Raw genomic sequence first — 25,520 nt, 5'->3', positions numbered from 1 at the left:
TATAATCTAAAAAATATAAAACAGAAAGTCATATATTCACATTTCAACTTTGCCACCATTCCATTAGATTAGTGATGGAGAGAGCATTCCTCCTAAATTATGATCTGTGGAGAGGTGTTAATATGGCTAATAAATATGAAATTTCGATCCCAACTCAAGAAACCAAGATACTACAGGGTCACTTGCATATGGGAGAGGTAAATCCTGATGGGCTTGAAATCAATGTCAACAGCTTATATTTTACAAAAGGAAATAAGCCATGGCTTCCGGTTATGGGAGAAATTCATTATTCCAGATATTCTGCTGCGCATTGGGAAGAAGCGATTCTAAAAATGAAGGCTTGTCAGATTGATATTATCGCATCCTATATGTTCTGGAATCATATTGAAGAAATTGAAGGTCAATTTGATTGGACAGGTAACAATAATATTCGCCAGTTTGTTGAGATCTGTAGGGAAAAAGGTGTTTATGTATTTCTACGCATTGGACCATGGGCACATGGCGAAGCTCGCAATGGTGGTTTTCCGGATTGGTTAATGAAGAAGGAATGTAAGAAACGTTCGAATGATCCTGAATATCTATACTATGCTAGACGATTCTATCAACAGCTTGCTATGCAAACGAAAGGTTTATGGTTCAAGGATGGTGGACCGATTGTAGGTATTCAACTGGATAATGAGTTAACTCATGATGGGGAGCATCTTCGAACACTGAAGAAAATGGCAGCTGAAGAAGGGATGTCGGCACCCATCTATACCGTTACGGGCTGGGGAGGCGAAGGCAATGCAGAAATTCCTCAAGATGAGGTCATTCCAATGTTCGGAGGGTATCCTGCTCATCCTTGGGATCAAAATACACGAGAGCCTTCTCTAGGTATGCATTATTGCTTCTACCATACACGCAATGATGCTCAAATATTGCCGGAATATCTCTATGAGTCGGCTCCATCTGGGAAAAGCGTAGATTCTTATGATATTTCACGTTATCCCTATGCAACTTGTGAGCTTGGTGGTGGTAATCAAATGTCGGATCATAGAAGACTAGTCATTGAGGGGGATGATATTGGCGCAATCTCATTATGTAAGCTTGGGAATGGTAACAATCTACTTGGATATTATATGTTCCACGGCGGGTCTCATCCGATTGGGAAATTAACAACATTTAATGAGACTAGAGATAGTGGATATCCGAACGATATTCCCACGGTTTCATATGATTTTCTAGCCCCACTTAGTGAATATGGCAAGGTTAGAGAATCATATCAACTCTTAAAACGTCTGCATCTCTTTATTCAAGATTTCGGTGGAGAACTGGCGACAATGCCATCCTATTTGCCAGAAGCTCAGCCGAGCAGCCCAGGTGATACCGATACGTTAAGATATTGTGTTCGTTCGAATGGCCATTCGGGATATGTGTTCCTGAATAATTATCAGCGGCATCTAACCTTAGCAGATCAAGAAGATGTTTCTCTCCACATAAGGCTTCAGGATGAGACGATTTCTTATCCAGCATTTGATCTGAACAATGGAGAATATCGAATTTGGCCGTTTAATATCGATCTGCATGGTGTGCTCCTGAAATGTGCTACAGCTGAGCTATTATGCAAGCTCGATGTTAGTGAGAAGGAGACTACCTATATCTTCTTCGGTGGTGAAGGTCATGGAGCGGCAACTTATGTAATTGAGCCTGATAAGATTGCGATTTATAGTGCACCGAATGAATCCGTTGTGCATGCAGAGGAAGGATTAACCTTTACTGTTGATCGTCCAGGTCTGGATAGTATAATTTCACTAGTTCTCTATAATGGCACTCGAGTAAACATAATTACATTGACCGCCTATCAGTCCCGTCATTGCTTTAAAGGGGTTGCATGGGGTAGCGAGCATATCGTGATCTCATCAGCAGATATTACCTTCGATCAAGATCAAATTAAGGTCATGAGTAAGGAAAGCCCAGCAATGGATATCAAAGTTTATCCTGTTATGAGCCACGAAGTATATATTGGGGAAACTCTATTGGATGCTAAGGCTCAAGGTGTCTTTAGTTGTTATTCGTATGAAATTCCGAAAGGCTATAACAAAGTAACTTTTCAACAAGTAAGCTCTTTCCGCGATGCTCAGCCAATCACAGGTTTGCTTGTAGCGCAGGATCAACATAGAAACTATGTGCATATGCGTAAAACTTTTGATTACGAGTCTGGCAGCCCGATTAAAAGTGCCTTTCTATCCTTCTGTCTGGAAGGAAGCATCACGATCTGGGTAAATGGAGTCAAAGTGTACTCCAGTTCATGCTCCGGCGAGAAGCTAAGTGTAAATGTTAGACCCTATGTACAAGAAGGGAATAATGTTATTGCCGTGCGGTATAGAGGGAAAGGGAATTCGGGCTGGATCGGTAGATTAGAGATTGAAAGCATGAATAGCGATCGTTTTCATATTTCAACAGACTCCACATGGCAAATTAATAATAGGGAAATAGATTCTTGGAATAATGTTGATTTTGATCATTCAAGTTGGGATTATGCGGTTGCTGTTACGAATTCAGAGGATAATGTTCTTGAAAATTGCAATCATATTCGTCGGGATGAGCCTGCCATTTGGAACATTCAGCTCGAGGCAGATCTACAGGATCATCTTCATGATCTCATGTTAGAGATTGATTATGAAGGCGATAAGGGACAATTAAGATGGAATGATCGATTGATTGCAGATAACTTCTATAATTGTCAAACATGGCAGATTGGTCTGAGTCAGTGGTTACCAGAGATTCTTGATCTTTCTTTAGAATTAACGATACTTCCTCTTCACGAAGATAGCTATGCCTACTTTGATCAAAAGCCGAAGTTTGAGGAGGAGGTATTACGAAATGTGTCGACTGTTCGACTGATCCCTGAATTTTCTTTTGTCGTTCATGACAAAAATCCTGAAACTTCTAGGATCAAAAAAGTATAAAGTAACCAGTCAAATTCCTTCATTTAATTGAATGAATATTTAGATTATTGTTTATTTAACGGTTACGAGATACTATATTTCGAAATCGATCATATTGTAGGGGGTAATAAAATGAAAGGTTTACAAAGAAAAAGTTGGTTTGTTTTAATGTCGAGCCTTATGGTTGTCGCATTAGCAGCATGTGGATCCAATTCATCGAACGAGTCCTCTAAGACCAACAACAAACCTGCAGAAGAGCAAACACCTACGAAAACAGAAGCACCAGCACCGGAAGAAACAAAAAAAGATCCGGTAACAGTCAGTTATATCGCCGCAGCTAGTCAAATTGCTGTTGGTAACATTAAAGACTTGATCTCACAATGGGAACAAAAATCAGGAAATAAAGTCGATATTCAGGCGATTCAAGATGATCAATATGATAACTTGGTTAAAGCAAAATTGTCCGGGGGCGGGGATGTTGATATCTTCTTCGGTCAATATCAGAAATATGATGTAACGAATCAACTATTAGAAATCTCCGGCGAAGCCTTCGAGAGCCGCTTGAATGAGGTTGCTTTGACCGGCTTGAAATTCACGGACGGCAAAATTTATGCCTTCCCATATCCGGCAGCACAAGGAACATGGGGAGTATTTTACAACAAGAAAGTATTCGCAGATTTGAATCTGACAGTTCCGAAAACGCTGGATGAGCTTAATAAGAATCTTGCGGCTCTCAAATCAGGAGGAAAAACACCATTCTATTTCGCGGCAAAAGATGGTTGGACGATGCTCCAGCATCGAAATGCTGTTGCAGGGATGATTGGCGCAGATGCTCAAGTATGGGATAAATTGAACAAAAATGAACTTCAGTGGAAAGACATCCCTGACTTCGTACTCCAATATCAACAAGTTCAAGATTGGTCGAAGGCAGGATATTTCAACAAAGATTTATTGACTGGTACGTATGATAAACAAGTAAAAGCATTGGCAGACGGTGAAGTTGCTATGGTTGTTCAGGGAGGTTTCTTTGTTCCAGAGGTTCTAAAGGTAAATCCTGAGGCCCAAATTGGTTTCTTCCCATTACCGAACAAAGATGGTTCTGAGACGGTTGGGTTATCTGGTGGTACGCAAGTTTTCATTGCTAAGGAAAGCAAACATGCCGAAGAAGCAAAAGATTTGCTCCGATTCATGGTTGATCAACCACAAGCACAAAGTGCTTTGGAAGCAGCACCTGGTATTAGTCCATTTACCGATGTAGATGTATCCGATAAATTGCCAGAAGCGTTGAAAGAAGTACAAGATTTCGTAAACACAGGTAAGATTGCAAGACATGGAGACGACGCGTATATCATTCCTATGCCATATGATGATTTGGTTGCTTCGTATGCGGAGTTGCTAGCTGGTAAAATCACTGCAGATCAATTCGTGCAAAAACATCAAGATGCCTATGTCAAAAATGCGAAAATTGCTAAAATTCCTGGATTCTAATTATTAGTAGTAATAGTGAGAGTTCAAAAAGTACGGTTTTCAGCACCGAGAAGATTGGATGAAGGTAGAAACTGAGGAGCGGAGCGTAGTGGAATCTACGTGAGCACCGGAAGTTTCGGCTGAATTCAAGATTCGATGTCGAATCATCTTCTTGGAATGCTTCGTGATCAAAAGCGGACTTTTTGAATAACCTCTAATAGAAATAGAGGAGCTGTATCTGATCTGTGATCAGGTATAGCTCCACCTTAGGAGGATGGAGGAAGCCTATATGCAAAATATGTACAAGAAAAAGACATACCCTGTATATTTTCTCATTCCGATTTTAGTAATATTCGCAGTGTTCTATATATCACCGGCTGTATTAGGCTTATTCTATTCATTAACAGACGCGAGTATTAAAACCTCTGGAGTTCATTTTGTTGGATTTGAGAATTATCAGACTTTATTCAGTGATAGTGCTACCTTTCTGACAAGTATATGGAATCAATTTAAATTCGCAATTCTGGATGCGTTGGGAAAAACTATGATTGGTCTGTTGCTTGCGCTACTTCTAAATAGAAAATTCAAGGGAAATAGTTTCCTTCGAGCACTCATTTACATTCCAATCATGTTCGGTGTCATCATGTGTGCGCTGATCTTCAACTACATTTTAAGTTATGATGGTTTCTTGAATACATTTCTGGCGTGGGTAGGGTTACCTAATCTTACACATGATTGGTTGGGCGATTTCACCTATGCTATGTATACGGTTATTGGAGTAGATATCTGGTTAGGCGTTGGATGGTCGATGATGATGATCTTAGCCGCACTGCAAACCGTATCTAAAGATTTGCTAGAATGTGCAGAGATTGATGGTGCGGGTTCTTTCCGGAAATTCCTCAGTATTACATTGCCAAGTATTTCACCGACGCTGAGTTTAAGTATATTATTATCGGTTATATCTGGATTGAAGGCCTTTGATATCATCTATGCGATGACAGGCGGTGGTCCTGGACATGCGACAGAAGTGATGTCAACGTATCTCGTGAAATCGATGTCATCGGGTTCCATTGGATATCCTGCAGCAATTAGTGTACTACAGTTCATAATTATTACGATAGTTGCGTTATCGATAAACTCCTTTACGAATAGAAAGGAGAAGAGTTAACATGACGATTCGATCTAGATTTATGCAAACCTTCACGTACATCATTGCGATAATTGTATTTCTTATTTATATGGTACCTTTCTTACTCATTCTAAATACTTCTGTAAAAAACGAAGCCGAATCGAAAGTCATGGACTTTTCACTTCCTTCATCCTTTCATTTTAGTAATTATATCACGGCGTTTACTGATGGGCAGATCTGGCGAGGATTATCCAACGGACTATTCGTCGCTATTACCGTAACTGCGGCTACAGTGATTTTATGCTCATATTCTGCTTTTATTATGCAGCGTCATCAGACAAAGTTTACAAGATTCACCTATCAATTTTTATTAGCTGGAATGATTGCGCCATTCTCCTTTATCCCAGCAATCAAGCTGCTTCAATTGTTGCATATGGGCAACAATTATTCCGGATTAATTATGGTCGATATTGCGAGTCAAATTCCATTTACCATACTTCTATATTACAGCTTTATGTATGGCGTACCTCGAGAATTAGATGAAGCAGCAAGTGTAGATGGTACTCGTCCGATTGGGTTGTTCTTCCGAGTTATCTTTCCATTGCTAACACCTGTCATATCAACTAATGTCGTTCTGACATTTACGACGATCTGGAACGACTTCGGTAATGTGTTGTTTCTTGTACCGAAAGCATCAATGTGGACAATGCCTATGGGGGTATTCAATTTCCAACAGCTATATACTTATAACTATTCGCTTGTAAGTGCGTATATCATAATGGCATTAATTCCTGTTCTTCTGATTTATATATTCGGGCAGAAATATATCGTCTCAGGCATGACAACAGGTGCTGTTAAGGGATAGTTTACTGCAAATGGAGGAGATCTAGCGATGACCAAGAAAATTACTGCCGCTTTACTTGGAGCAGGAGGACGGGGTGCTGTTGCTTACGCACCTTATGCTCTTCGCTTTCCTGATGAAATCGAATTTGTAGCTGTGGCTGAACCGGATGCGGAACGTAGAGAGAAATTTGTTGGGTTGTATAATTTAAGTGAAGAGAACACGTTTCTAACCTGGCAACAATTATTGGATGGACCGAAGCTTGCTGACGCCATTCTCATCTGTACGCAAGATCAAATGCACTTTGAACCGACGATCAAAGCACTAGAGAAAGGATATCATGTATTACTAGAGAAGCCCATGTCCAATAATCCAGAAGAGTGCTATGTAATGGGAGAATATGCGAAGAAGTATGACCGAGTCTTTGCCGTTTGTCATGTACTGCGGTACAACGATTTCTTTGTAAATGTGAAGAAGTTGCTTGAAGGTGGCGAGATTGGAAGCTTGATGACGATTCAGCATCTTGAGAACGTAGGATACTGGCATCAAGCCCATAGCTTTGTACGTGGGAATTGGCGGAATTCAGCCGAATCAAGCCCAATGATTCTTCAGAAATCATGTCATGATCTTGATATTTTATCGTGGCTTGTAGGGGAAGAGTGTACAAAGGTATCTTCATTTGGTTATTTAAGCCATTTTAAAGAAGAAAATGCACCTGTTGGTGCTCCTCAACGTTGCACGGATGGATGCCCTGTGAGAGATGAATGTGCATTTTATGCGCCAAGATTCTATCTCATTGATAAGAACGATTGGCAGGGCAAATATTTACGCTCTTATCTAACAAATGATACGTCACCCGAAGGAATCATGAAAGCACTTCGTGAAGGCCCGTACGGCCGATGTGTATATCACTGCGATAATGATGTTGTGGATCATCAAGTGGTTAACCTCGAATTTTCGAATCAAGTAACAGCATCATTTGTGATGAATGCATTCTCGAACCTTAGCGAACGAATTATTCGATTATATGGAACCAAAGGGGAGATCTATGGTGATATGGATCGAAATGTGATCCAAGTTACCCACTTCACCTCTGGGATTACGAAGGAGATTCGTATTCCTGCCTCCGACACAGGCCATGGTGGTGGTGACGATGGGATTATGAAAGATTTTGTAGCCTTGGTGCAATCGGGTGAGGGCAGCCATTCGCGATCATCTGCCGTCGTATCTGTACAAAGTCACTTAATGGCTTTTGCCGCGGAGACTTCACGTAAAGAACAGCGTGTAATCCAAATGTCAGAATACGTAGAGAACTTAAGACAGACGACTACTGTCTAGTGCAGGAGGACTTCATGACACAGATGACTATGAGTTCAAGCCAAAGACTATGGTACCAACAACCCGCTGCTAACTGGGAAGAGGCATTACCAATTGGGAACGGGCGAATGGGGGGCATGGTGTTCGGAGGTGTTCACGAAGAGCGAATTGATCTGAATGAAGATACCTTGTGGTCGGGATTTGTTCGCGACACGAATAATTATGATGCGATTCGTCACTTGTCACGAGTAAGAGATTTGGTTGATAAGAGGCATTATAAAGAAGCAGAAGAACTTGTTGAGCGTCATATGTTGGGGCCGTGGAATGAATGTTACTTGCCATTAGGGAGCCTTCATATTCAACATCTAGAACATCAAGGCACGGCAAGTACATACGAACGCTCGTTGAATGTAAAGACAGGGATTTCATCTACTGTCTTTTCTCTCCTTGGTGATACATTCAATCGAGAAGTGTTCGTGAGCGCCCCAGAGCAGTGTATGGTCGTAAGTTACTCTAGCTCAAGGTCAGAAGGAATACCAATTTCCGTGAAACTTGAGAGTCAACTTAAGTATCATATTGTACAACAGTCAGGGAATTCAACGACTCTGTTCCTCGCTGGGCGGTGTCCAAGTCACGTTGAACCGAACTATATCGAAGACCATCCTCAGCCTATTATCTATGAAGAAGGTAAAGGATTGCGATTTGTTGTAGGCATGAAGGTTTTATTGGATAACGGTACTGTGAAATGGAGTGAGCAAGGTGATGCACTAGAGATTCGAAACGCAGATAGGTTCACTTTTTTACTCACTGCAATATCAGATTATTCCGAGATTCATACGGAAGGGTATAATCGTGAACTAGATTTGGAAGCTATATGTGTAGAGCGTTTGGAAGCAGCAAGTCTATTATCATATGACGAGCTAAAGAATCGTCATCTCGTTGACTTTGAAGCTTTATCGAGTAGGGTAGAGCTATTTCTCGAAAAAAATGAATGTTCAGCGCTCCCAACAGACCAACGCTTACATGCAGTACAACAAGGTGCAGAAGATCCTGATTTAGCAGCCTTATACATGCATTATGGTCGATACTTACTCATATCCAGCTCCAGACCGGGTTCACAACCCGCCAACTTACAAGGTTTATGGTCACGTGAAATAAGAGCTCCATGGGGGAGTAATTGGACAACGAATATTAATATTCAAATGAATTATTGGCATGCCGAAACATCTAATCTTCGTGAATGCCACATGCCCTTGTTCGATTGGACAGAGAGACTTGCTCAAAAAGGGAAACGAACAGCACTCATTCATTATGGAAGTAAAGGGTGGGCTGCACATCATAATGTAGATATTTGGATGGATTCTTCACCTGCAGGAGGCCAAGCGGTATGGGCGTTCTGGCCCATGGCAGGAGCGTGGTTATGTGCACATTTGTGGGAGCATTATGCGTTTCACCAGGATGATGCATATCTGTTGCAAAAGGCGTTCCCGATAATGAAAGGAGCGGCTGAATTCTATCTAGACTGGTTGATACTTGATTCTGATACAGGTCGGTTCATTACTAGTCCCTCGACTTCGCCAGAGAATAAATTCCTCACACCAGAGGGTGAACCCTGTGCAATCTCGAAAGCGTCTACATTGGATTTGATATTAATCCGTGAACTATTCACTAATTGCATGACCGCAATTGAAATATTGAATCAAGACCATGAATTAGGTCAAGAGTTACAACGAGTGCTTCGCAATCTTCAGCCTTTGCAAATAGGAAATGACGGTCGACTACAAGAATGGATGGAACCTCATGTGGAGCATGAACCTGGACATCGTCATTTATCGCATTTATATGGCCTGTACCCTGGTGCGGGTATTCAGTTTGATCGGGACGAGGAGCTTACGAAGGCCATTCGCGCTTCATTAGAATATCGCTTGGAGCATGGGGGGGGAAGAACAGGCTGGAGCTGCGCGTGGGGAATGGCATTATGGGCAAGACTTCGTGATGGGGAAGAAGCGCATGAGAACTGGCTTGCGCTATTACAGAGTTCAACATTCCTGAATTTATTCGATGGGCATCCCTATATGATCGATACACGAATTGATTACTCCCGCTCGATCTTTCAGATAGATGGTAACTTGGGGACGGCGGCAGCAATTGTCGAAATGCTCGTACAGAGTCATGCCGACGAGATTCACCTCTTGCCTGCACTGCCTGCGGCATGGTCAGAAGGGCAAGTTCGGGGGCTACGTGCTCGCGGGGGCTGCACCGTGGATATGTCATGGCAAGACGGTAAAGTTACTGATATTAGACTAGTCTCAGAGCATGGAGGTAGTTATTGGGTAAGGACAGCGGTGGCATTAAACATCGGTGCAAGTGTTATTCAATCACTTCGTGTACATGAGGACTACCGATATGAAATACGATTGCAAGCAGAAGAGCAATTGTTTTTAAAGGCTATGTCATAATGCACAGTTGCAATATACAGATGAGACCTACAACATGTTTGAAGTTGGGGTCTCTTTTTTTAAAAGTAGCTGAAAGGAGGTGAGAAGGAGGGATTTTCACTTGCATTGGACAATGAACTGAAACGAAAAGGAGCTGAGAACACGTGGAATTAATGAAGACTGCAAAAGGATTGTGGATAGCTTGTTTTGTGACATGCTTATTAATCATTGGATTAGGGAGTCCATTTACAACCCAAGCTAAAGCTGATCCTGCATTAAGATTAACAGTAAACAACACGCATCCACTGAATATGATCGGATTTTATTACTCTGATTCTTCGGATCTTGTGCAATTATGGAATTCAGTACCTGACAACCAGAAGCCGTATTCGACCATATTACTTATTGCTGAGAATTCATTAAACAACACGGCTACGGTAAAGAACTGGATTACAGCACGGTTAGATGAAGCCGAAGCTAATAACATATCTGTTATGGTGCAAGCCATTAATGGTGAGACGAAGAAAAGCACTGCCATTCCAATCAGCTGGTTCGAAGGCTTAATGCAAAATTACACATCATTAAAAGGCTTCAATGCAGCAGAATTATACAACTCCATTCCATGGTATGGACAAACGGAAGGAAATCATTCGCAATATTTGGCGGATCTACTGAACATGACATCGCAATATGGTGGTCTATTTGTATGGTCAGATACGAATATCTTTAGCGCGAATGGAACGGTACTAGACTGGATCCAAAATAACTCTAATTTAATTGAGGCGATGCGCGCACATAAAGATAATTTCGCCTTCATTTATAAAGAGTCCTTTACGGATCGTTCATCTGACAGTCTCGGCTTAGGGTTATTCTTATCTGGGTTAGCAGGGAACTGGGGAACAAGCTCAGATTGGTGGCACTGGCAACTTGCCGGGTATGGTCAATTATTCGGGAATTGGAATAGTGCGAATGGGGATTGGAAGCAGATCTTCACGTATCCTGAATCCATGTATGTCATGGATATGATTCGTGCTGCTAGTGAAGGAGCAACCATATTTAAATCTGAAGCTGGTTGGTATTCGACATCCAATCAAGGGCGTTTGACTCCGGGATACGTGCACGCAACATTGCCGTACTTAAATAAAATCCTTGATGGCAGTATTCATATTCCAACTAGAGCAGAGGTATTAGCTAAGAATAAATTTGCATATATTGGGCGTCCAGCATTTTCTGTACCGTATGAATCCAACTATTCAGCTATTTTCATGAAAACAGGACGATACGGCATTATCCCACTGCTTCCTACGAATTCGAATGCAGCAGAATTAGCGAATTTCGAGAACACATCGACAGTAGCGAAGAACGAGGCATATTTCCAATCGTTATATCCTGAAGAAACATATGCCACAGATACTTTCGCCTCTCGAAACGGAAATACCTGGTATTGGATGAATAGTAGTGAGAATACAGACATTTTCCAAAGTTCGACCCTTAAGCCGCAGGTGAATACGAGTGGGTATTTCAATATCGGTGCTAATCCGCACACCTATGCCGTCATTACCGAATCTGCGGATACATTCAATGTTCATCTGAATAATTATCGAGTCAATAAAAGCTCCATCTATAATGGAACGAGCTGGGATAAGGCTGCGATCAATAGTTACATCTATAATACGTATTCGACAACTCCAGATGATACTACGTTAAGAAATACAATTATTAAAGTGAGTGGGAATTATAATGGTGATAAACCGACACTAAGTATAACAGGAGATAATGGCTTTACTTACACAGAAACGTGGAACGCTTCTAGTAATCTCTATACCTTATCCATTATGCATAACGGTCCCGTTGATTTGGTTATTGGCGTGAATAGCTCCGTGACTACCGCTCCAACTATTCCGACAGGGCTCGCCGGATCCGTTATCGATAGTCATTCCGTGAACATCACTTGGGATTCTACCGCTAATGCCATTGCCTATGATGTAGAAACAGATGGTGTCGTCAGCAGTTCTTTAGATGCCTCAAGCATCATAAGTGGTTTTCCGGAAAATACGACACATACATTTAGAGTAAGAGCAAAGAACACTGTAGGTGCTAGTGCGTGGAGCGCACCAGTGAGCGTCACTACGTTACCTAACGTGGCATTGAATAAACCTGCAACAGCACAGGTAACGGCTTCCGGATATTCTCCTGCAGCTGCGAATGATTCGAATCTATCGAACTTCTGGGATGGAGGCAGTTATCCGAGCTGGTGGCAAGTGGATCTACAAGGAAATTATAATATTAATAATATTGGTATCAATACGTATGCCGATGGAAGATATTACAAATATACTATTCAAGCCAGTACAGACGGGACCAATTGGACTAATATTGCGGAGAAAACCAATAATAATCCTGCAGCACAAGTGGCAGACTCCTATAATGTCTCCACGATCGCTAGATATCTACGAGTGAATATTACGTATAATTCGGCCAACCAAAGTGCGCATATTAGCGATTTTCAAGTGCATGGCACGGCAGTGAGTACGAATGTGGCACTCGATAAACCTGCAACGGCACAGTTTACTGCATCGGGATATTCGCCGTCTTCGGCGAATGATTCGAACACATCAAGTTTCTGGGATGGAGGCAGTTATCCAAGCTGGTGGCAAGTGGATCTAGAAGGTATTTATAATATCACATCTATTAAACTTTCTAACTATTACTCGGATACGAGATATTACCATTATACGATTGAGGCAAGTACAGATAACACGAACTGGACGCAGATTGCAGCCAAGACCAATAATACCGTAGAAACTTCCAGTGGAGTGACGATTCCAGTGTCGGCAACAGTAAGATATGTTAGGGTGAATATTACCCACAATTCTGCTAATGGAAGTGCTCATATTAAAGATATCCAGATATTCTAACTAATCGACTCTATTCATGATAATGAAGACCGCCCCCTAGAACATACTCTGGGAGCGGTCTTCATTATGATGTGGTGATGCAGTTAATTGTAACGAGAGGATCCATTGCCTATATATTCAGTTGATGGTCAAAAAAGTATAACGATTATAAGCAAAAGTCTTCATTGTCTTTTCTTGTCATTCATAAGAAAATTACGAGTAATAGAGAAGAACCAAGTAGGTAATTTCCTAGCAAATTGGTAAAGGAGTGTGAGGCAATGAGACGTAATAAAAGAATTCCGCAATGTTCTACTGCAGGTTTTTATGAAATAAAAGATAGTCCAAGACATGTGTTTAACTTTAATCCCGGATGGCGCTTCTATAAAGGCGAAGTCAAAGGGGCACAGGATGAGTATTTTAATGATAATACATGGGAGGCTGCGAGCCTGCCACATGGGCTTGAGATCCTCGGTGAGAATGCTAGTGGAATGCGCAATTATCAAGGTCCTGCATGGTATCGCAAGCATTTCACACTTCCTGAAGCCTTACTCAATAAACGTATTGTTGTACATTTTGAAGCCGTCATGGGTGAAGCGAATGTATGGGTGAACGGACAGATGGCGGTTCAGCATTGTGGAGGCTACCTTCCTTTTGCGGCGGATATTACTCATTTGGTCTATCATGATGGACGACGCAATGTCATTGCTGTGCGTGCGGATAACTCAGACAATCTGACATATCCTCCAGGGAAGCCGCAGGATTACTTGGATTTCAGTTATTTCGGTGGAATCTATCGCGATGTCTATATGATTGGAACAGAATCACTGCATGTATCTCATCCTCTCCTAAGTCAGACGATTGCTGGTGGTGGTGTCTTCGTCGGTATTCACGACATCGAAGGAAACGACGCTGAGATAGAAATTCGAACAGAAATTATTAATGAGGATGATCGTGTCCGCAATATTATACTGCGCACCACGCTGGAAACGATGGAGGGTACGGAGCTCATTGCTCTTCAAGAAGAAGTAGGTATACCAATGGGAGAGACAACAGCATTCATACAGCAAATCAATGCGGCTGATATTCGATTGTGGCATCCAGACGATCCGTATTTGCATTTCATACGCACGGAATTGTGGGAAGGTAATATGTTAATTGATAGTCTTAGAACTCGCTTTGGAATTCGGTTATTCGAAATGCGAGATCACGAGGGATTCTTCATTAATAAACAACGTATCGTTGAGAAATTAAGTGGTGTCAATCGTCATCAAGATTATGCATACGTCGGCAACGCTTTACCCGATTCGGGACAATGGCGGGATGCTGTCTTAATTCGCGAGGGCGGCTCGAACATTGTGCGTGCGGCGCATTATCCACTTGCCTCTTCGTTCATGGATGCTTGCGATGAGCTTGGACTATTGGTGACAGTAGCAACGCCTGGCTGGCAGTATTATAATCATGAGGATCCGATATTTGAACAACGTGTACTTGGAGATACACGGGCGATGGTCAGACGTGATCGGAATCGTCCTGCAGTTCTATTATGGGAAACTGCGCTAAATGAAACGGATGATCAACCGATTTCGATGTTGAGGAAGCTGCACCATATTGTACATGAAGAAATCCCATTTCCTGGCGTATATACAGCTGCGGATGTAATAAGTGCGAAGAAAGCGGATTTAGATTTATATTATCATGGAAATGTACCCTATAATAAATGCTCCATTCGACGTGAGTACGGCGATGGTGGCGAAGTGGATAATTTTGTATCACAGAATGCGATGACACGTGTGAAGCGGGAATGGGGAGAGCAGGCGATGCTTACGCAAGCGCTCATTCGGGCGAAGGATCTGAATGAGATGTTCTCAACACCTACGAAGCAAATTGGCGCTACCGTTTGGTGCGGGATCGACCATCAGCGAGGCTACCATCCAGATCCATTCCTCGGTGGCCTCCTAGATGTCTTCCGATTACCACGGTACTCCTATTATTTATTCAAGAGTCAGCACCATCCAGACTTTACACTGGACGGTATTGAGACAGGGCCCATGGTATACATCACTCATGAACTGACTCAGGTTTCAGGTCATGATGTTATCTTATTTTCCAATTGTGAAGAAGTACGGTTGACCTGGCTAGGTGTCGAAATTGGAACACAGAAACCAGAAGCAGGCTATGAAGCAATGCCACATCCCCCTGTTATATTCAAGGATGTATTCGATTTCCATGAAATCTCCACGAATTGGCGGGGACGCACGGGGGAAATCGAAATGGTTGCTGAGGGTTTGATTGCGGGGAAAGTTGTCTGTCGCAAAGTGAGGAAATATCCAGAACGACTCTCTGGAATCAGATTGGAGATTGACGACGTCAACATTGATCTCTCGGCAGATGGATCTGATTTTGTACCTGTACGTGCAGTATTGATTGACAATAAAGGAGTTCCAAAGGTATTAAGCAATGAATTTGTTCATTTCACTGTAGAGGGTCCTGGTGAGATCATTGAGAGCTCCGTTTATGGAGTCAATCCGATGCGAACGCAGTTCGGTGTCGCGACAGTATTAATCCGTGCGACGACCGAAGTGGGAGAAATACAAGTAACTGCAACTAGCGATGGCGTGGGCATGGATCAAATTGTATTGCAATCCCAAGCACCGCTGCTTCCTTTGTTATATGATAAATCGTATGTATGCACTAGCAGTAATTCGAATGCTGGAACAACTGAATCACAGCAAACATCTGCAACGAATATCATGCGGGCGCCTTCAGAATTAGAAATGAGCAAATTAGAAGCGACGATCAAACGATTGAAGCTTGAGTTGATTAGTAAAGAACAGGACATTATGGAGTTGCGAGGAAATACACCAAATCATTTGTATGAGATGAGCAGAACTAAGGAGGTCTTTTAGTGAACATTAGAGCATTGTGTGAAGGGATAAAGCTTGAACCTGCTGCTAGACAGCAGGTTTATGAGTTTCAGATGGAAGAGGAAGAATATCTGGTTTATAAACAACATTTTTATTTTGACAGATTTTCTTTTTTTGAATCTGTGAAACCATCAGTGGGCTATCGAAAGCTGTTATTATATTTATTTGTAAGATTCGCAGTAGATGCTTATGAAGAGTATCGCATTCGTAACATAGAGGATGAGATCTATTATGATACATTCTCAGATATTCAGATCTGGTGCATGCAATGTCAGCGTGATTACGGTGAGTATGGAATTGAAGAATATAACTGGCTGCAAGAGCATGTTCAGCTTCGTTTATTTCGTTTAGGAAGAATGCAATTTCAACCTTTTGCGATGGACCGTGACCTTGTCGTTGATGGTTGTAAAATCTTTACCAATCAAATCGTGCTTAATGTGCACATCCCAGCGGGAGAGCCATTGTCAGTTCAAGGAGTAGAGGAATCCTTTCAGTTAGCCAGCGCCTTTTTTAGAGGGATATCTCCAGTATTTATTTGTCATTCATGGCTGCTCGATCCGGAATTAAAGGAGATCCTGAACCCAGAATCGAACATTATTCAGTTTCAAAGTCAGTTCAACATTTATGAGGTCGATAAAAGTTCCAAAGAAGCAGAAGAAAGAATATTTAATAAGCTAAACGAGAACCCTCAAGAATACGAAGAGAATACCCAATTGCAACGGAGTGCAAAAGCTTTTCTAATGGCAGGCGGTAAGTTAGGAAGTGGTTACGGGATTAAAGTACATAAGTGAGACTGAATTCATGGATTGAATATTGATTGAGCAGCCCCTATTAAATAGGGGCTGTTTTTTTTAACGTTTAATACGTCGTTGGTTTTGTACTCTTGTGTTGATCAGAATCCCTTTTCTTCTTCTAATCGTTCGAACTAATTTCAATTGGAATAACGATACGGGTGAGATTCTTGTGCGAATAATTTTGATTCTACGTTTATAAACTATTCTTCTATTTCTTTTGCGTGAGAATCGCGGCTTTATATAGCTGACTTTCCGTTTTCTTCGTTTTAATTTGGCTCTAAAAGTTCTCCAAGGGGTTAGGTTTAGGAACTTGCGATACAGTGCTAATCCTGCGGAATCTTTATTCCAGCATTTCTCATCCCCGGCGAAATGAACGATTTTATTATTGAAGTCATGATCTAGGATGGCCATGTTAAACGAATTGAAACGGATATCAAGTGGGAGGTAATTTCCTCCAAAAACCGCATTCAGAACATCCTGATCAGGCATGGTGACGTCAGGGAAAGTACGCAAAAAGTTCAGCATCTCTTGGTACCAGCTCGTATTCTGGCGGATATTATTCAAAGCAAATAAGATTACTCCAGAATTAAAATAAAGCTCAGGATTTAGACCTTTGGCACTAACAATTGGTGCAACCTCCATAATGCCCTGATCCCATATCGCCCCCAAATATTTTTCATTCAGCTCGACTTGCCACAGCTCGGTAATGTCCATGTTAACCAATACATCACAATCCAGATAAATAATTTTGTCAGCGGGTATTATCGAGGGAAGTAGCAATCGGTACATGCATGCCTGTGTCCACACATTGATGGAGTTAATATTAGCAAGAACCTGAAGCATATCATCGGGTAAAGTGATCGAATAAAAACTAATCGTATGGTTGTGTTTGGTGGTTAATTTGGTGAACTTTCGCTTGTTAACTTCGGTTAATGATGCATCGTGTAGAATATGAATATGAATTGGGGAAGTTGTATGATGAAAAATTGAAGCCAGAACGACACCAGCATGCTCAGCATATTGTCCATCCTTATCTTGAAAGGCCAAGGCGATTTCGATCATTTGATTTATCCTCTCTCTACATTAGTGTACGAATGTACCATAGTATACGTTTGTCTTGACGAGGGGATAAAGGCATTACACCTACGATATTAACCCAATTTTTTTGCACATGAAAAAACCAAGCCCTGCACTTCAGAGACTTGGTTTGATAGCACACTTTATTATTTTCGCAGCTTAATGCAATCTATGTGATGGTTGTTATTTTTAAATAGAATAAGATCTGCGCGATTTCTGGTAGGCAAAATATTGTGAATCAAATTTACATAATTGATTTCTTTCCATATTCTTTTTGAGATCTCGATAGATTCTTCCAGTGATAACTGTGCATATTTTTTAAAATAAGATTGCTCATCTTGGAAGGCGGTATCTCTAAGCTTAATAAAGCGATCAATATACCACTTCTCTATATTATTCACATCAGCATCCACATAAATTGAAAAATCAAAAAAATCAGCTACAAAATAGTTTGGCATACTTTGATTAATCGTCAAACTAGTCTGAAGAACATTTAACCCTTCCACAATTAGGATGTCCGGGTTCTCGATCGTGATATATTCATTTGGCACAATATCATAAGTTAGATGCGAGTATACAGGGCTTTGAACACTCGAAACACCAGACTTCACTTTAGTTAAAAATGAAATCAAACTACGTGTGTCGTAGCTTTCGGGAAACCCCTTTTTCTTCATGATTCCGCGCTTTTCTAGCTCAGCATTGGGAAGTAAGAAACCGTCAGTTGTAACTAAATCTACTTTTGGATGGGCAGGTAATTGAGAGAGGAGCTTTTGAAGTAGTCTAGCGGTTGTACTCTTGCCAACAGCGACACTTCCAGCGATGCCTATAATAAATGGACCTTTCTTCAGATCGTCATTAAGAAAATGATTCAGAGATTCTTTAAATTTATGAGAGGATTGAAGCTGCAAATTTATCAAATGGGACAGAGGAAGATATACCTCATTTACATCCTCAATAGAGATTTTCTCGTTAATACTTTGGATATCCATAAGCTCTTCTTCTGATAATTGGATAGCGGTGAAATCGCTTAGTTTTTTCCAATCCTCACGTAAATAAAGTGTATATGCTGAATTATTCACCATTAAATTTTCCACATCCCTGAATTTTTTAGAGATTCGTCTGCACTTAGGTATTATAACCGTTCATTCAACTTGATTCCATTCATTGGATTCGACATTATTATGGACATTAAGAGATGTTCCAGCAAATATCTCTACAATACATGGAATGGAATTTTCATTCCGCCGGAGACATTCCTGGTTGACACCATTGATATTCTATAATAATATACATGCATGAGCATGCATTTATTATTCTTTACTAAAACATGGCTTCAATGTTCATAATAAATTTAGTTTTTTATATAGAGGAGAGATATCATGAAGGACTTGTTCACCCCATATGAAATGAAAGATTTGAAATTGAAGAACCGCGTGGTTATGCCACCGATGTGTCAGTATTCAGTAACTAACAAAGACGGGATTGCTACCGATTGGCATTATAATCATTATGTAAGTCGCGCCATTGGAGGAACTGGGTTAATTATTATTGAAATGACCGATGTAGAGCCTGATGGACGCATTTCTGATTACGACCTTGGTATTTGGTCTGATGAGCAGATTCCTGCCTTGGCAAGAATTGTTGATGCTTGTCATTCCTATGGCGCTAAAGTTGGTATTCAAATTGCTCATGCTGGACGTAAAGCTGAAGATGCAGCAGTTCCTGTATCCTCATCTGCCATTCCATTTGATGCTGACTCCAAAACCCCACGTGCACTTACGACTGAAGAAGTGAAGGGTATGGTTGAGAAATTCCGGATGGGCGTGAAGCGTGCGATTCAAGCGGGATTTGATGTTATCGAACTTCATGGTGCGCATGGCTACCTCATTCACCAATTCCATTCACCGCTAACGAATCAAAGAACAGATGAATATGGCAAAGATTTGACCCTGTTCGGAACTGAAATTATTCGTGCAGCTAAGAGTGAAATGCCTGAAGGAATGCCTCTGATCAAGCGGATCTCAGCTCAAGAATATGTCGAGGGCGGATACGGAATCAAAGAAAGCATGGAATTCAGTAAAGCTTATAAAGAAGCGGGCGTAGATATTTTTCATATTAGTACAGGTGGCGAAGGTCCCGTCGGAGCTGCTGGTCAGCCAGGAACGCATGCGGCGTATCAAGTTCCATTCGCAAGAGAGATCAAGTATGGCTTGAACGTTCCGGTTATTGCGGTAGGTAGATTGGATGAACCAGCACTTGCTAATGCAGTGATTGGGAATGAGGAAGCAGATCTTGTTGCCGTGGGCCGGGGAATGCTCAGAAATCCGTACTGGACCTTGGAGGCAGGGGTTGAGCTTCAGAAAGATCCAGGCTTTCCTCGCCAGTATACCTTTGGATTTCCTAGAATTAAAGGATAAGGACTAACGAAATATAATGTATCATTTGGAGAGGCCGGCTTCTTGGAGAAACGGTCTCTTCTCTTTTTTGGATTAAGCTTGGCACAATGAATGTGGAGTGTAGTACTATAATATAGAAGAAAAAATTCTTGAATAGCCATACGCTCGGGAGATGATAGTAAAATGGACGATAATCTTAACAATGACCTTATTACGAATTGGTTAACGTTAACGCATATACAAATGAATGTGGCGAATGAATTGGAAGTTAATTTACAAGCGAAACATGGCTTATCTTTAAAAGAGTTCTACTTGTTATTATTTTTATCTGAAGCCCCAGAGAAAAAGCTGAAATTGCAGAAGCTCGAATCTATGGTTGGTTTAAGCCAAAGTGCCGTTTCACGACTAGTTAGTCGCTTTGAAGCCAAGGGCTGCGGAGCTTTAGAGAGAAAAGCATGCGATAGTGATCGCAGAAGTATTTATACTTCTCTGACTCAAATAGGCGAAAACAAGCTCGTCAGCGCGCAAGAAACCTTTAAAAACACGCTAATTACGGCTTTCCCGGAAAAAGATGTGGAACAGCTTCTAGAGCAAATGCTTCGATTGAAGCAACAATCATGAATCTACAAAAGAAACCTCTGTTTTGGTAAATGGATGTCATTCTCCATTTCCCATACAGAGGTTTTTTGCGTAGGATTTACTCATTCCATTTTCGTTTGGAAAGCTGGTAATAATTATATTTTTCATGTTCAATCGTAATCTCGTTATTGAAGTCGAAGCCACATTTTTGTAGAACTCTATTAGAGGAAGTATTGTGTATCAGAGCAATAGCGTTTAATACATCGATAGAAGTGTGCTCAAACAAATACTTAATGAATCCCTTGGCAGCTTGTGTGGTATAGCCTTTTCCGCGATGATCCTTGGATATGGCAAACATAATCTCTCTGTTAGGAGCGGGTAATTCATCCTTCATTCCTGTACAGCACCATCCAATAAACTCCCCCGTCTCTTTTAAAATAATACCTAAACGAAGACGAAGCTTCCCGATGTTTCCATCCGTTGTGACCGCTTCTAGAAACTTTTGGTTTTCTTTTATTTCGTAGTTTATTAACCAATCTAGCCGTTGTTCTTTAGGAACATTCCAGTCGGGCAGAAATTCTATGATTTCAGGCTGCATGGTAAGCGCATGAAACTCGTCTAAATCCTCCACTCTAAACTCTCGTAACAGTATATCTTTACATTCAATTGTAAAAAAACTCATATTCATCTCTCCTTCGTACATCCAAATCCATTTTATCATGAATAAAAAGGTCGATTTGGTAATCTTTGATTATAAAAAATAGTTTTCTTTTATTTCACATAAATATTAATTGGTTAATATATTAATTGATTATAAAGTATGTTATTATGTTTCGTATAAAGGGTAAATGACCCACGGATGGGTCGGTTTTGTTGTAGTAATCAGTAGAATGGTTAGACTTTTATGATTTCTAATACAAAAGATAACGGGTGATCTTCTATGAACAATGACAACAGTAATAAATCTATTAATGGTAATTTGATAGCGCATTATAAGTTTGATAATCCCGATCATGTAGGTCGAGATTGCTCAGGTAACGGGAATGATGGAATCGCTTCCGGTACTAAGCTGCCATTCATTCATACAGTAGCTGGTAGAACTGCAGTTTCACTTGCTGGTGGAGAACATGGCACATCCTATATTTCTTTGCCTAATGATCTTCTTAAAGAAGTCAGTGACCAAACGGGCATTACTGTCTCGACTTGGATGCTTGTTAGTAGTGGAGGAAGCTTATGGGAAAGACTTTTCGATTTCGGAAAAGGAGAGACTGAACCCTATATTTTTTTAACTCGAAATTTGCGTGGAACTTGCTTTGCAGGTGAGGACTTAGTCGCAGATCCTGGGAAATCTTTTGCCAATGGCGAATGGATACACGTGTCCTTATCGGTTACTGGAACAGAGGGTGGAACACTTAGCAGTGCAGGACCTGTGATATATGTTAATGGTGAGGTCGTTGCGGATGGATCAATCAGTCAAACTTCAAGTGGTACATATGCTAAGCTACGCGCGTGGTTTGCTACATTTGAGGACCAAGTTAATTATAGTAACAATACGATCGGCAAGTCCCAATACGCTGCAGATGTGGATTTTGGCGGCGCTCTCTCGGACTTCCGTGTGTACAAAGCGGGATTATCGCAGGACGAAGTGATTGAGATTATGTGTGAGTCTTTGACAGATGAAGATATCGTTAAGCTCGCAAAAGATAAATATTTAACCTTCACTAGCTCGATCATCACCAAAGATATCGAATTACCAGCTTCGCTAATGGGTGGAAAAGTTGACGTGTCCTGGGTATCCAGTGACTCAGCAATTATTTCTAATGCGGGTATTGTCAATAAAACAGTCCAATCTGCTCAAGGTGTAACACTTACTGCGGTTTTGAAAAAAGGTGATAGTACAGTAGAAAAGAGCTTCACTGTATCTGTACTTCCTGAAGATTTGCCTCCGTACACCTTAACGATCGATGGTAATCAAGAGATTTTGGATGTTAGCGAAGTTCTATATGGCCTATTCTATGAGGATATTAATAACGCAGCAGACGGAGGAATTTATGCAGAGCTAGTGCAGAACCGTTCCTTCGAGTCGTTTGCTTTTGACAGCTATTCGCATGTATGTGGTGTGCATGGGACTTCAACAGGAAGAAATTATACACCTCTTCATGCATGGTCTGGAGACACGGACAAAATGACTGTTCATAATACAGGCGGGTTGAACGAGTTCTTCGGAATCGAAGATAAAGATATGAATGCGCATTATGTGACAGTTGCGGATGGCGCGACGATTAATAATAGAGGGTTTGCAGATTCCAATCAGCACTGCTCGATGTTTATTAAGCAAGACGCTAAGTACAATTTCACCATTTGGGCGAAGGCAGAAGCAGCGGGTACAATTACCCTGCAATTGCTCGACAAAGACGGTAAAACCATTAGTGATACTGCAGTAGTTGAAGTGAACGGTGACGGTAACTGGAAGAAATATGGTGTCGATTCTAAGCTTGTATTAACAGGATCTGAAACTGTACTTGGTCAGCTGGCTTTAACCTTTAACGGTGAGATTTCCATTGATATGGTTTCCTTAATACCTGAAGATGTTTGGGGCGCTGGAGATGAAGAACGTTCTGCTACAGCTCATGCTAACTATAAAGGAAATTCGAACTATAGATTGAGAAAAGACTTAGTGAATGCACTTGTTGATCTTCATCCTACATTTTTGCGTTTCCCAGGGGGCTGTATTTCTGAAGGTTCTCACATTTGGGAGAATGTGTACGATTGGAAAGAGTCCGTCAACGATATCGAGCTTCGCAAAGAGAACTATAACGTATGGGGCTACATGATGACCATGGGTCTTGGATATATGGAGTATTTCCAATTAGCTGAGGATTTGAATGCAACACCACTTCCAGTTATGGCCTGCGGCGTACTCTGTCAAGCGCGTTCGGATTATGCGAATCCCGCTGGAGGTGTGTTAAGAGACTATTATGTGAAGAACTTTACGGATCTGATCGATTTCGCGATTAGCATGGATTTTGACAACAACGAGTGGGCAGCTTTGCGTAAAAAGATGGGCCATGAAGCAGCATTTGACCTGCGTTACTTGGGCGTTGGGAATGAAAACTGGGGCACAGAGTTTTTTGCCAACTTTGAGTATTTTAAAACAACGATTGATGAATATATGGTGAAAAATTACCCTGATCATGAATTGACCATTCTTTCTACGGTTGGAGCACAAGCAGATGATGATGCCTACCAACAGGGCTGGAAATTCCTAAGCGGAAATTTGCAGGGCTCGGAACAGATCAGCTTCACGGATGGTACATCGAGTATTGAAGAGACGGTTACTTGGTATGAGAAACAAAAGAACTACATGGATACGATTGCGGATGAGCATTATTACCGTTCCAATGAGTATTTGTTAGAGAATGCGGATCGTTACAACTACTATTACAGAGCTTATAAAGAAGACGGAAGCTTGGACGAGGCTGAAACTTCGAAGGTTTTTGTGGGTGAATATGCTTCCACGGATAAGAACACATTGGCAGGAGCTGTTGCTGAGGCGGCGATTATGTCTAGCTTCGAGAATAACTCTGATGTGATTAGACTAGCTGCAACGGCACCGTTGTTCAATAAGGTACTGACAGATGGCACCTACAGATGGACACCGGATTGCATTTGGTTTGATGATGAAACCGTATGGTACACACCGAATTACTATGTTCAACAGCTGTATGCTAAATATCTCGGTACCAAGGTGGTTGGCACATCGTTCTCGACATACCGTAACGGAGAAAAGGTAGATCTCATTCCTCACGGCGGCATTGAAGTGGCTGCTGGAAAAGCATCTGTGGTTGTGAAACGGGTGAAGGTTACTTCTAATACAGATGGCAGCGTTTTGTTAGAGCAAGATTTTACTCAGCCGCTGCATGAAGCTTGGAAAGTCATTCCTGGTTCTGTCGGATATACGATTGATCCTTCTAAAGGTCTAGTCTTGAAGGCGCAGAATAGCGGATTGAACGGCTTATATATCCTCAATGACGCGTGGACTAATTATCGAGCTGAGGTTATTGCTGAAAAAGCTTCTGGAGAAGATGGCTTCTATGTAGGCGTCGGTCTGACAGACTTCTCACCAGAAAATAAAGACGTAATCGAATATGCGATTGGCTATAATGGCGATGCCACCGGCGTGAAGGTGTTCAAGCAAGGGATTGAGGCTTATACCCTCGGAGATTATTCCTCAAGTACCGCAGCCGGTAATCTAAGAGCTAGCTGCTATGAAGAGCTTGCGGATCACACAGAATATACCATCACAGTCAATTATGGTGGAGCAGATGGCAAACATTTGATTTGCTCGTATACAGATGGAAAGACGACAAGTAAGGTACTGGATTATAAGCTCGAAGCTTATAACAGAGAGGTATACAATTCCGTTACTAAAGATGATGAGCATCTCTATGTGAAGCTTGTAAATGCGGACGTTGTAGAAAAAGCAACGAAGCTTAATCTGAAAGGCTTAAACGTAGCTGCTACCGGGAAATGGATTACCTTAACCGGAGACGCTTCCATGGTTCATACGCCTAATGTGAATAGAAAAAATGATGAGAAGGTTATTCCAGTTGAAACGGAAATCGTGGTAGATAAAGACACAGCAGTTGTGAAGCTAGCTGCAAATTCCGTGAACGTGATTGTTCTAGATCTCATTTAATAGAAAAGATTGCATTCAGCGCGCGCCGATATCAC

At 41.4% G+C, this 25,520-nt stretch carries 15 protein-coding genes; 12 read left to right on the top strand and 3 right to left on the bottom strand.

The annotated features are described in order from the left end of the window. The first annotated feature begins 122 nt into the window (after positions 1–122). From NSS67_RS24150 to NSS67_RS24110, 9 genes are all read left to right on the top strand, one after another. Positions 123–2,948 carry a beta-galactosidase gene (locus NSS67_RS24150; RefSeq protein ID WP_339316180.1) on the top strand — a complete coding sequence of 942 codons (2,826 nt, stop codon included), beginning with the start codon at positions 123–125 and terminating at the stop codon, positions 2,946–2,948. 111 nt (positions 2,949–3,059) lie between these two features. After that, positions 3,060–4,415 carry an extracellular solute-binding protein gene (locus tag NSS67_RS24145; protein ID WP_339316179.1) on the top strand — a complete coding sequence of 452 codons (1,356 nt, stop codon included), beginning with the start codon at positions 3,060–3,062 and terminating at the stop codon, positions 4,413–4,415. Between the two features lie 268 nt (positions 4,416–4,683). After that, positions 4,684–5,562, top strand: coding sequence for a sugar ABC transporter permease (locus NSS67_RS24140; protein ID WP_339316178.1), 879 nt, complete (start codon positions 4,684–4,686; stop codon positions 5,560–5,562). Position 5,563: 1 nt separating this feature from the next. Further along, entirely contained in the window at positions 5,564–6,388 is an 825-nt protein-coding gene (locus tag NSS67_RS24135; protein WP_339316177.1) for a carbohydrate ABC transporter permease, read from the top strand. A 27-nt stretch (positions 6,389–6,415) separates the two neighbouring features. After that, complete coding sequence (locus tag NSS67_RS24130; protein ID WP_339316176.1) at positions 6,416–7,702, top strand: Gfo/Idh/MocA family oxidoreductase; 1,287 nt, start codon at positions 6,416–6,418, stop codon at positions 7,700–7,702. A gap of 14 nt (positions 7,703–7,716) precedes the next feature. Next, positions 7,717–10,140 (top strand): glycoside hydrolase family 95 protein, encoded by a 2,424-nt coding sequence (locus tag NSS67_RS24125; RefSeq protein ID WP_339316175.1) that lies wholly within the window; start codon positions 7,717–7,719, stop codon positions 10,138–10,140. 152 nt (positions 10,141–10,292) lie between these two features. Then, positions 10,293–13,037 (top strand): discoidin domain-containing protein, encoded by a 2,745-nt coding sequence (locus tag NSS67_RS24120; protein WP_339320688.1) that lies wholly within the window; start codon positions 10,293–10,295, stop codon positions 13,035–13,037. A gap of 257 nt (positions 13,038–13,294) precedes the next feature. Beyond that, positions 13,295–15,922, top strand: a complete 2,628-nt coding sequence (locus tag NSS67_RS24115; RefSeq protein WP_339316174.1) for a sugar-binding domain-containing protein — start codon at positions 13,295–13,297, stop codon at positions 15,920–15,922. Further along, complete coding sequence (locus NSS67_RS24110; RefSeq protein ID WP_339316172.1) at positions 15,922–16,731, top strand: acyltransferase domain-containing protein; 810 nt, start codon at positions 15,922–15,924, stop codon at positions 16,729–16,731. The genes NSS67_RS24115 and NSS67_RS24110 overlap by 1 nt, the downstream gene beginning before the upstream one ends. A 60-nt stretch (positions 16,732–16,791) precedes the next feature. Here NSS67_RS24110 and NSS67_RS24105 read toward each other — a convergent pair whose 3' ends face one another. Together NSS67_RS24105 and coaA are read right to left on the bottom strand one after the other, a co-directional pair. After that, on the bottom strand, positions 16,792–17,796 hold the full coding sequence (locus tag NSS67_RS24105; protein ID WP_339316170.1) for a glycosyltransferase family 8 protein: 1,005 nt from the start codon (positions 17,794–17,796) through the stop codon (positions 16,792–16,794). Between the two features lie 161 nt (positions 17,797–17,957). Further along, on the bottom strand, positions 17,958–18,893 hold the full coding sequence (coaA, locus tag NSS67_RS24100) for a type I pantothenate kinase (protein WP_339320687.1): 936 nt from the start codon (positions 18,891–18,893) through the stop codon (positions 17,958–17,960). Positions 18,894–19,190: 297 nt separating this feature from the next. Here coaA and NSS67_RS24095 point away from each other — a divergent pair, with 297 nt between their 5' ends. Further along, positions 19,191–20,228, top strand: a complete 1,038-nt coding sequence (locus NSS67_RS24095; RefSeq protein ID WP_339316169.1) for an NADH:flavin oxidoreductase/NADH oxidase — start codon at positions 19,191–19,193, stop codon at positions 20,226–20,228. Between the two features lie 162 nt (positions 20,229–20,390). Further along, positions 20,391–20,828, top strand: coding sequence for a helix-turn-helix domain-containing protein (locus NSS67_RS24090; protein WP_339316168.1), 438 nt, complete (start codon positions 20,391–20,393; stop codon positions 20,826–20,828). 76 nt (positions 20,829–20,904) lie between these two features. On the opposite strand, the gene NSS67_RS24085 is transcribed toward NSS67_RS24090, so the two are convergent. Continuing rightward, positions 20,905–21,468, bottom strand: a complete 564-nt coding sequence (locus NSS67_RS24085) for a GNAT family N-acetyltransferase (RefSeq protein WP_339316166.1) — start codon at positions 21,466–21,468, stop codon at positions 20,905–20,907. A 258-nt stretch (positions 21,469–21,726) separates the two neighbouring features. On the opposite strand from NSS67_RS24085, the gene NSS67_RS24080 reads away from it, so the two are divergent. Beyond that, positions 21,727–25,485: an alpha-L-arabinofuranosidase C-terminal domain-containing protein gene (locus NSS67_RS24080; protein ID WP_339316164.1), complete on the top strand. Its 3,759-nt coding sequence runs from the start codon at positions 21,727–21,729 to the stop codon at positions 25,483–25,485. Positions 25,486–25,520: the final 35 nt, after the last annotated feature.

Origin of the sequence: Paenibacillus sp. FSL R10-2734, from assembly GCF_037963865.1 — a bacterium.
Taxonomy (GTDB): Bacteria; Bacillota; Bacilli; order Paenibacillales; family Paenibacillaceae; genus Paenibacillus_AQ.
This window is presented reverse-complemented; position numbering and strand designations above follow the sequence as displayed.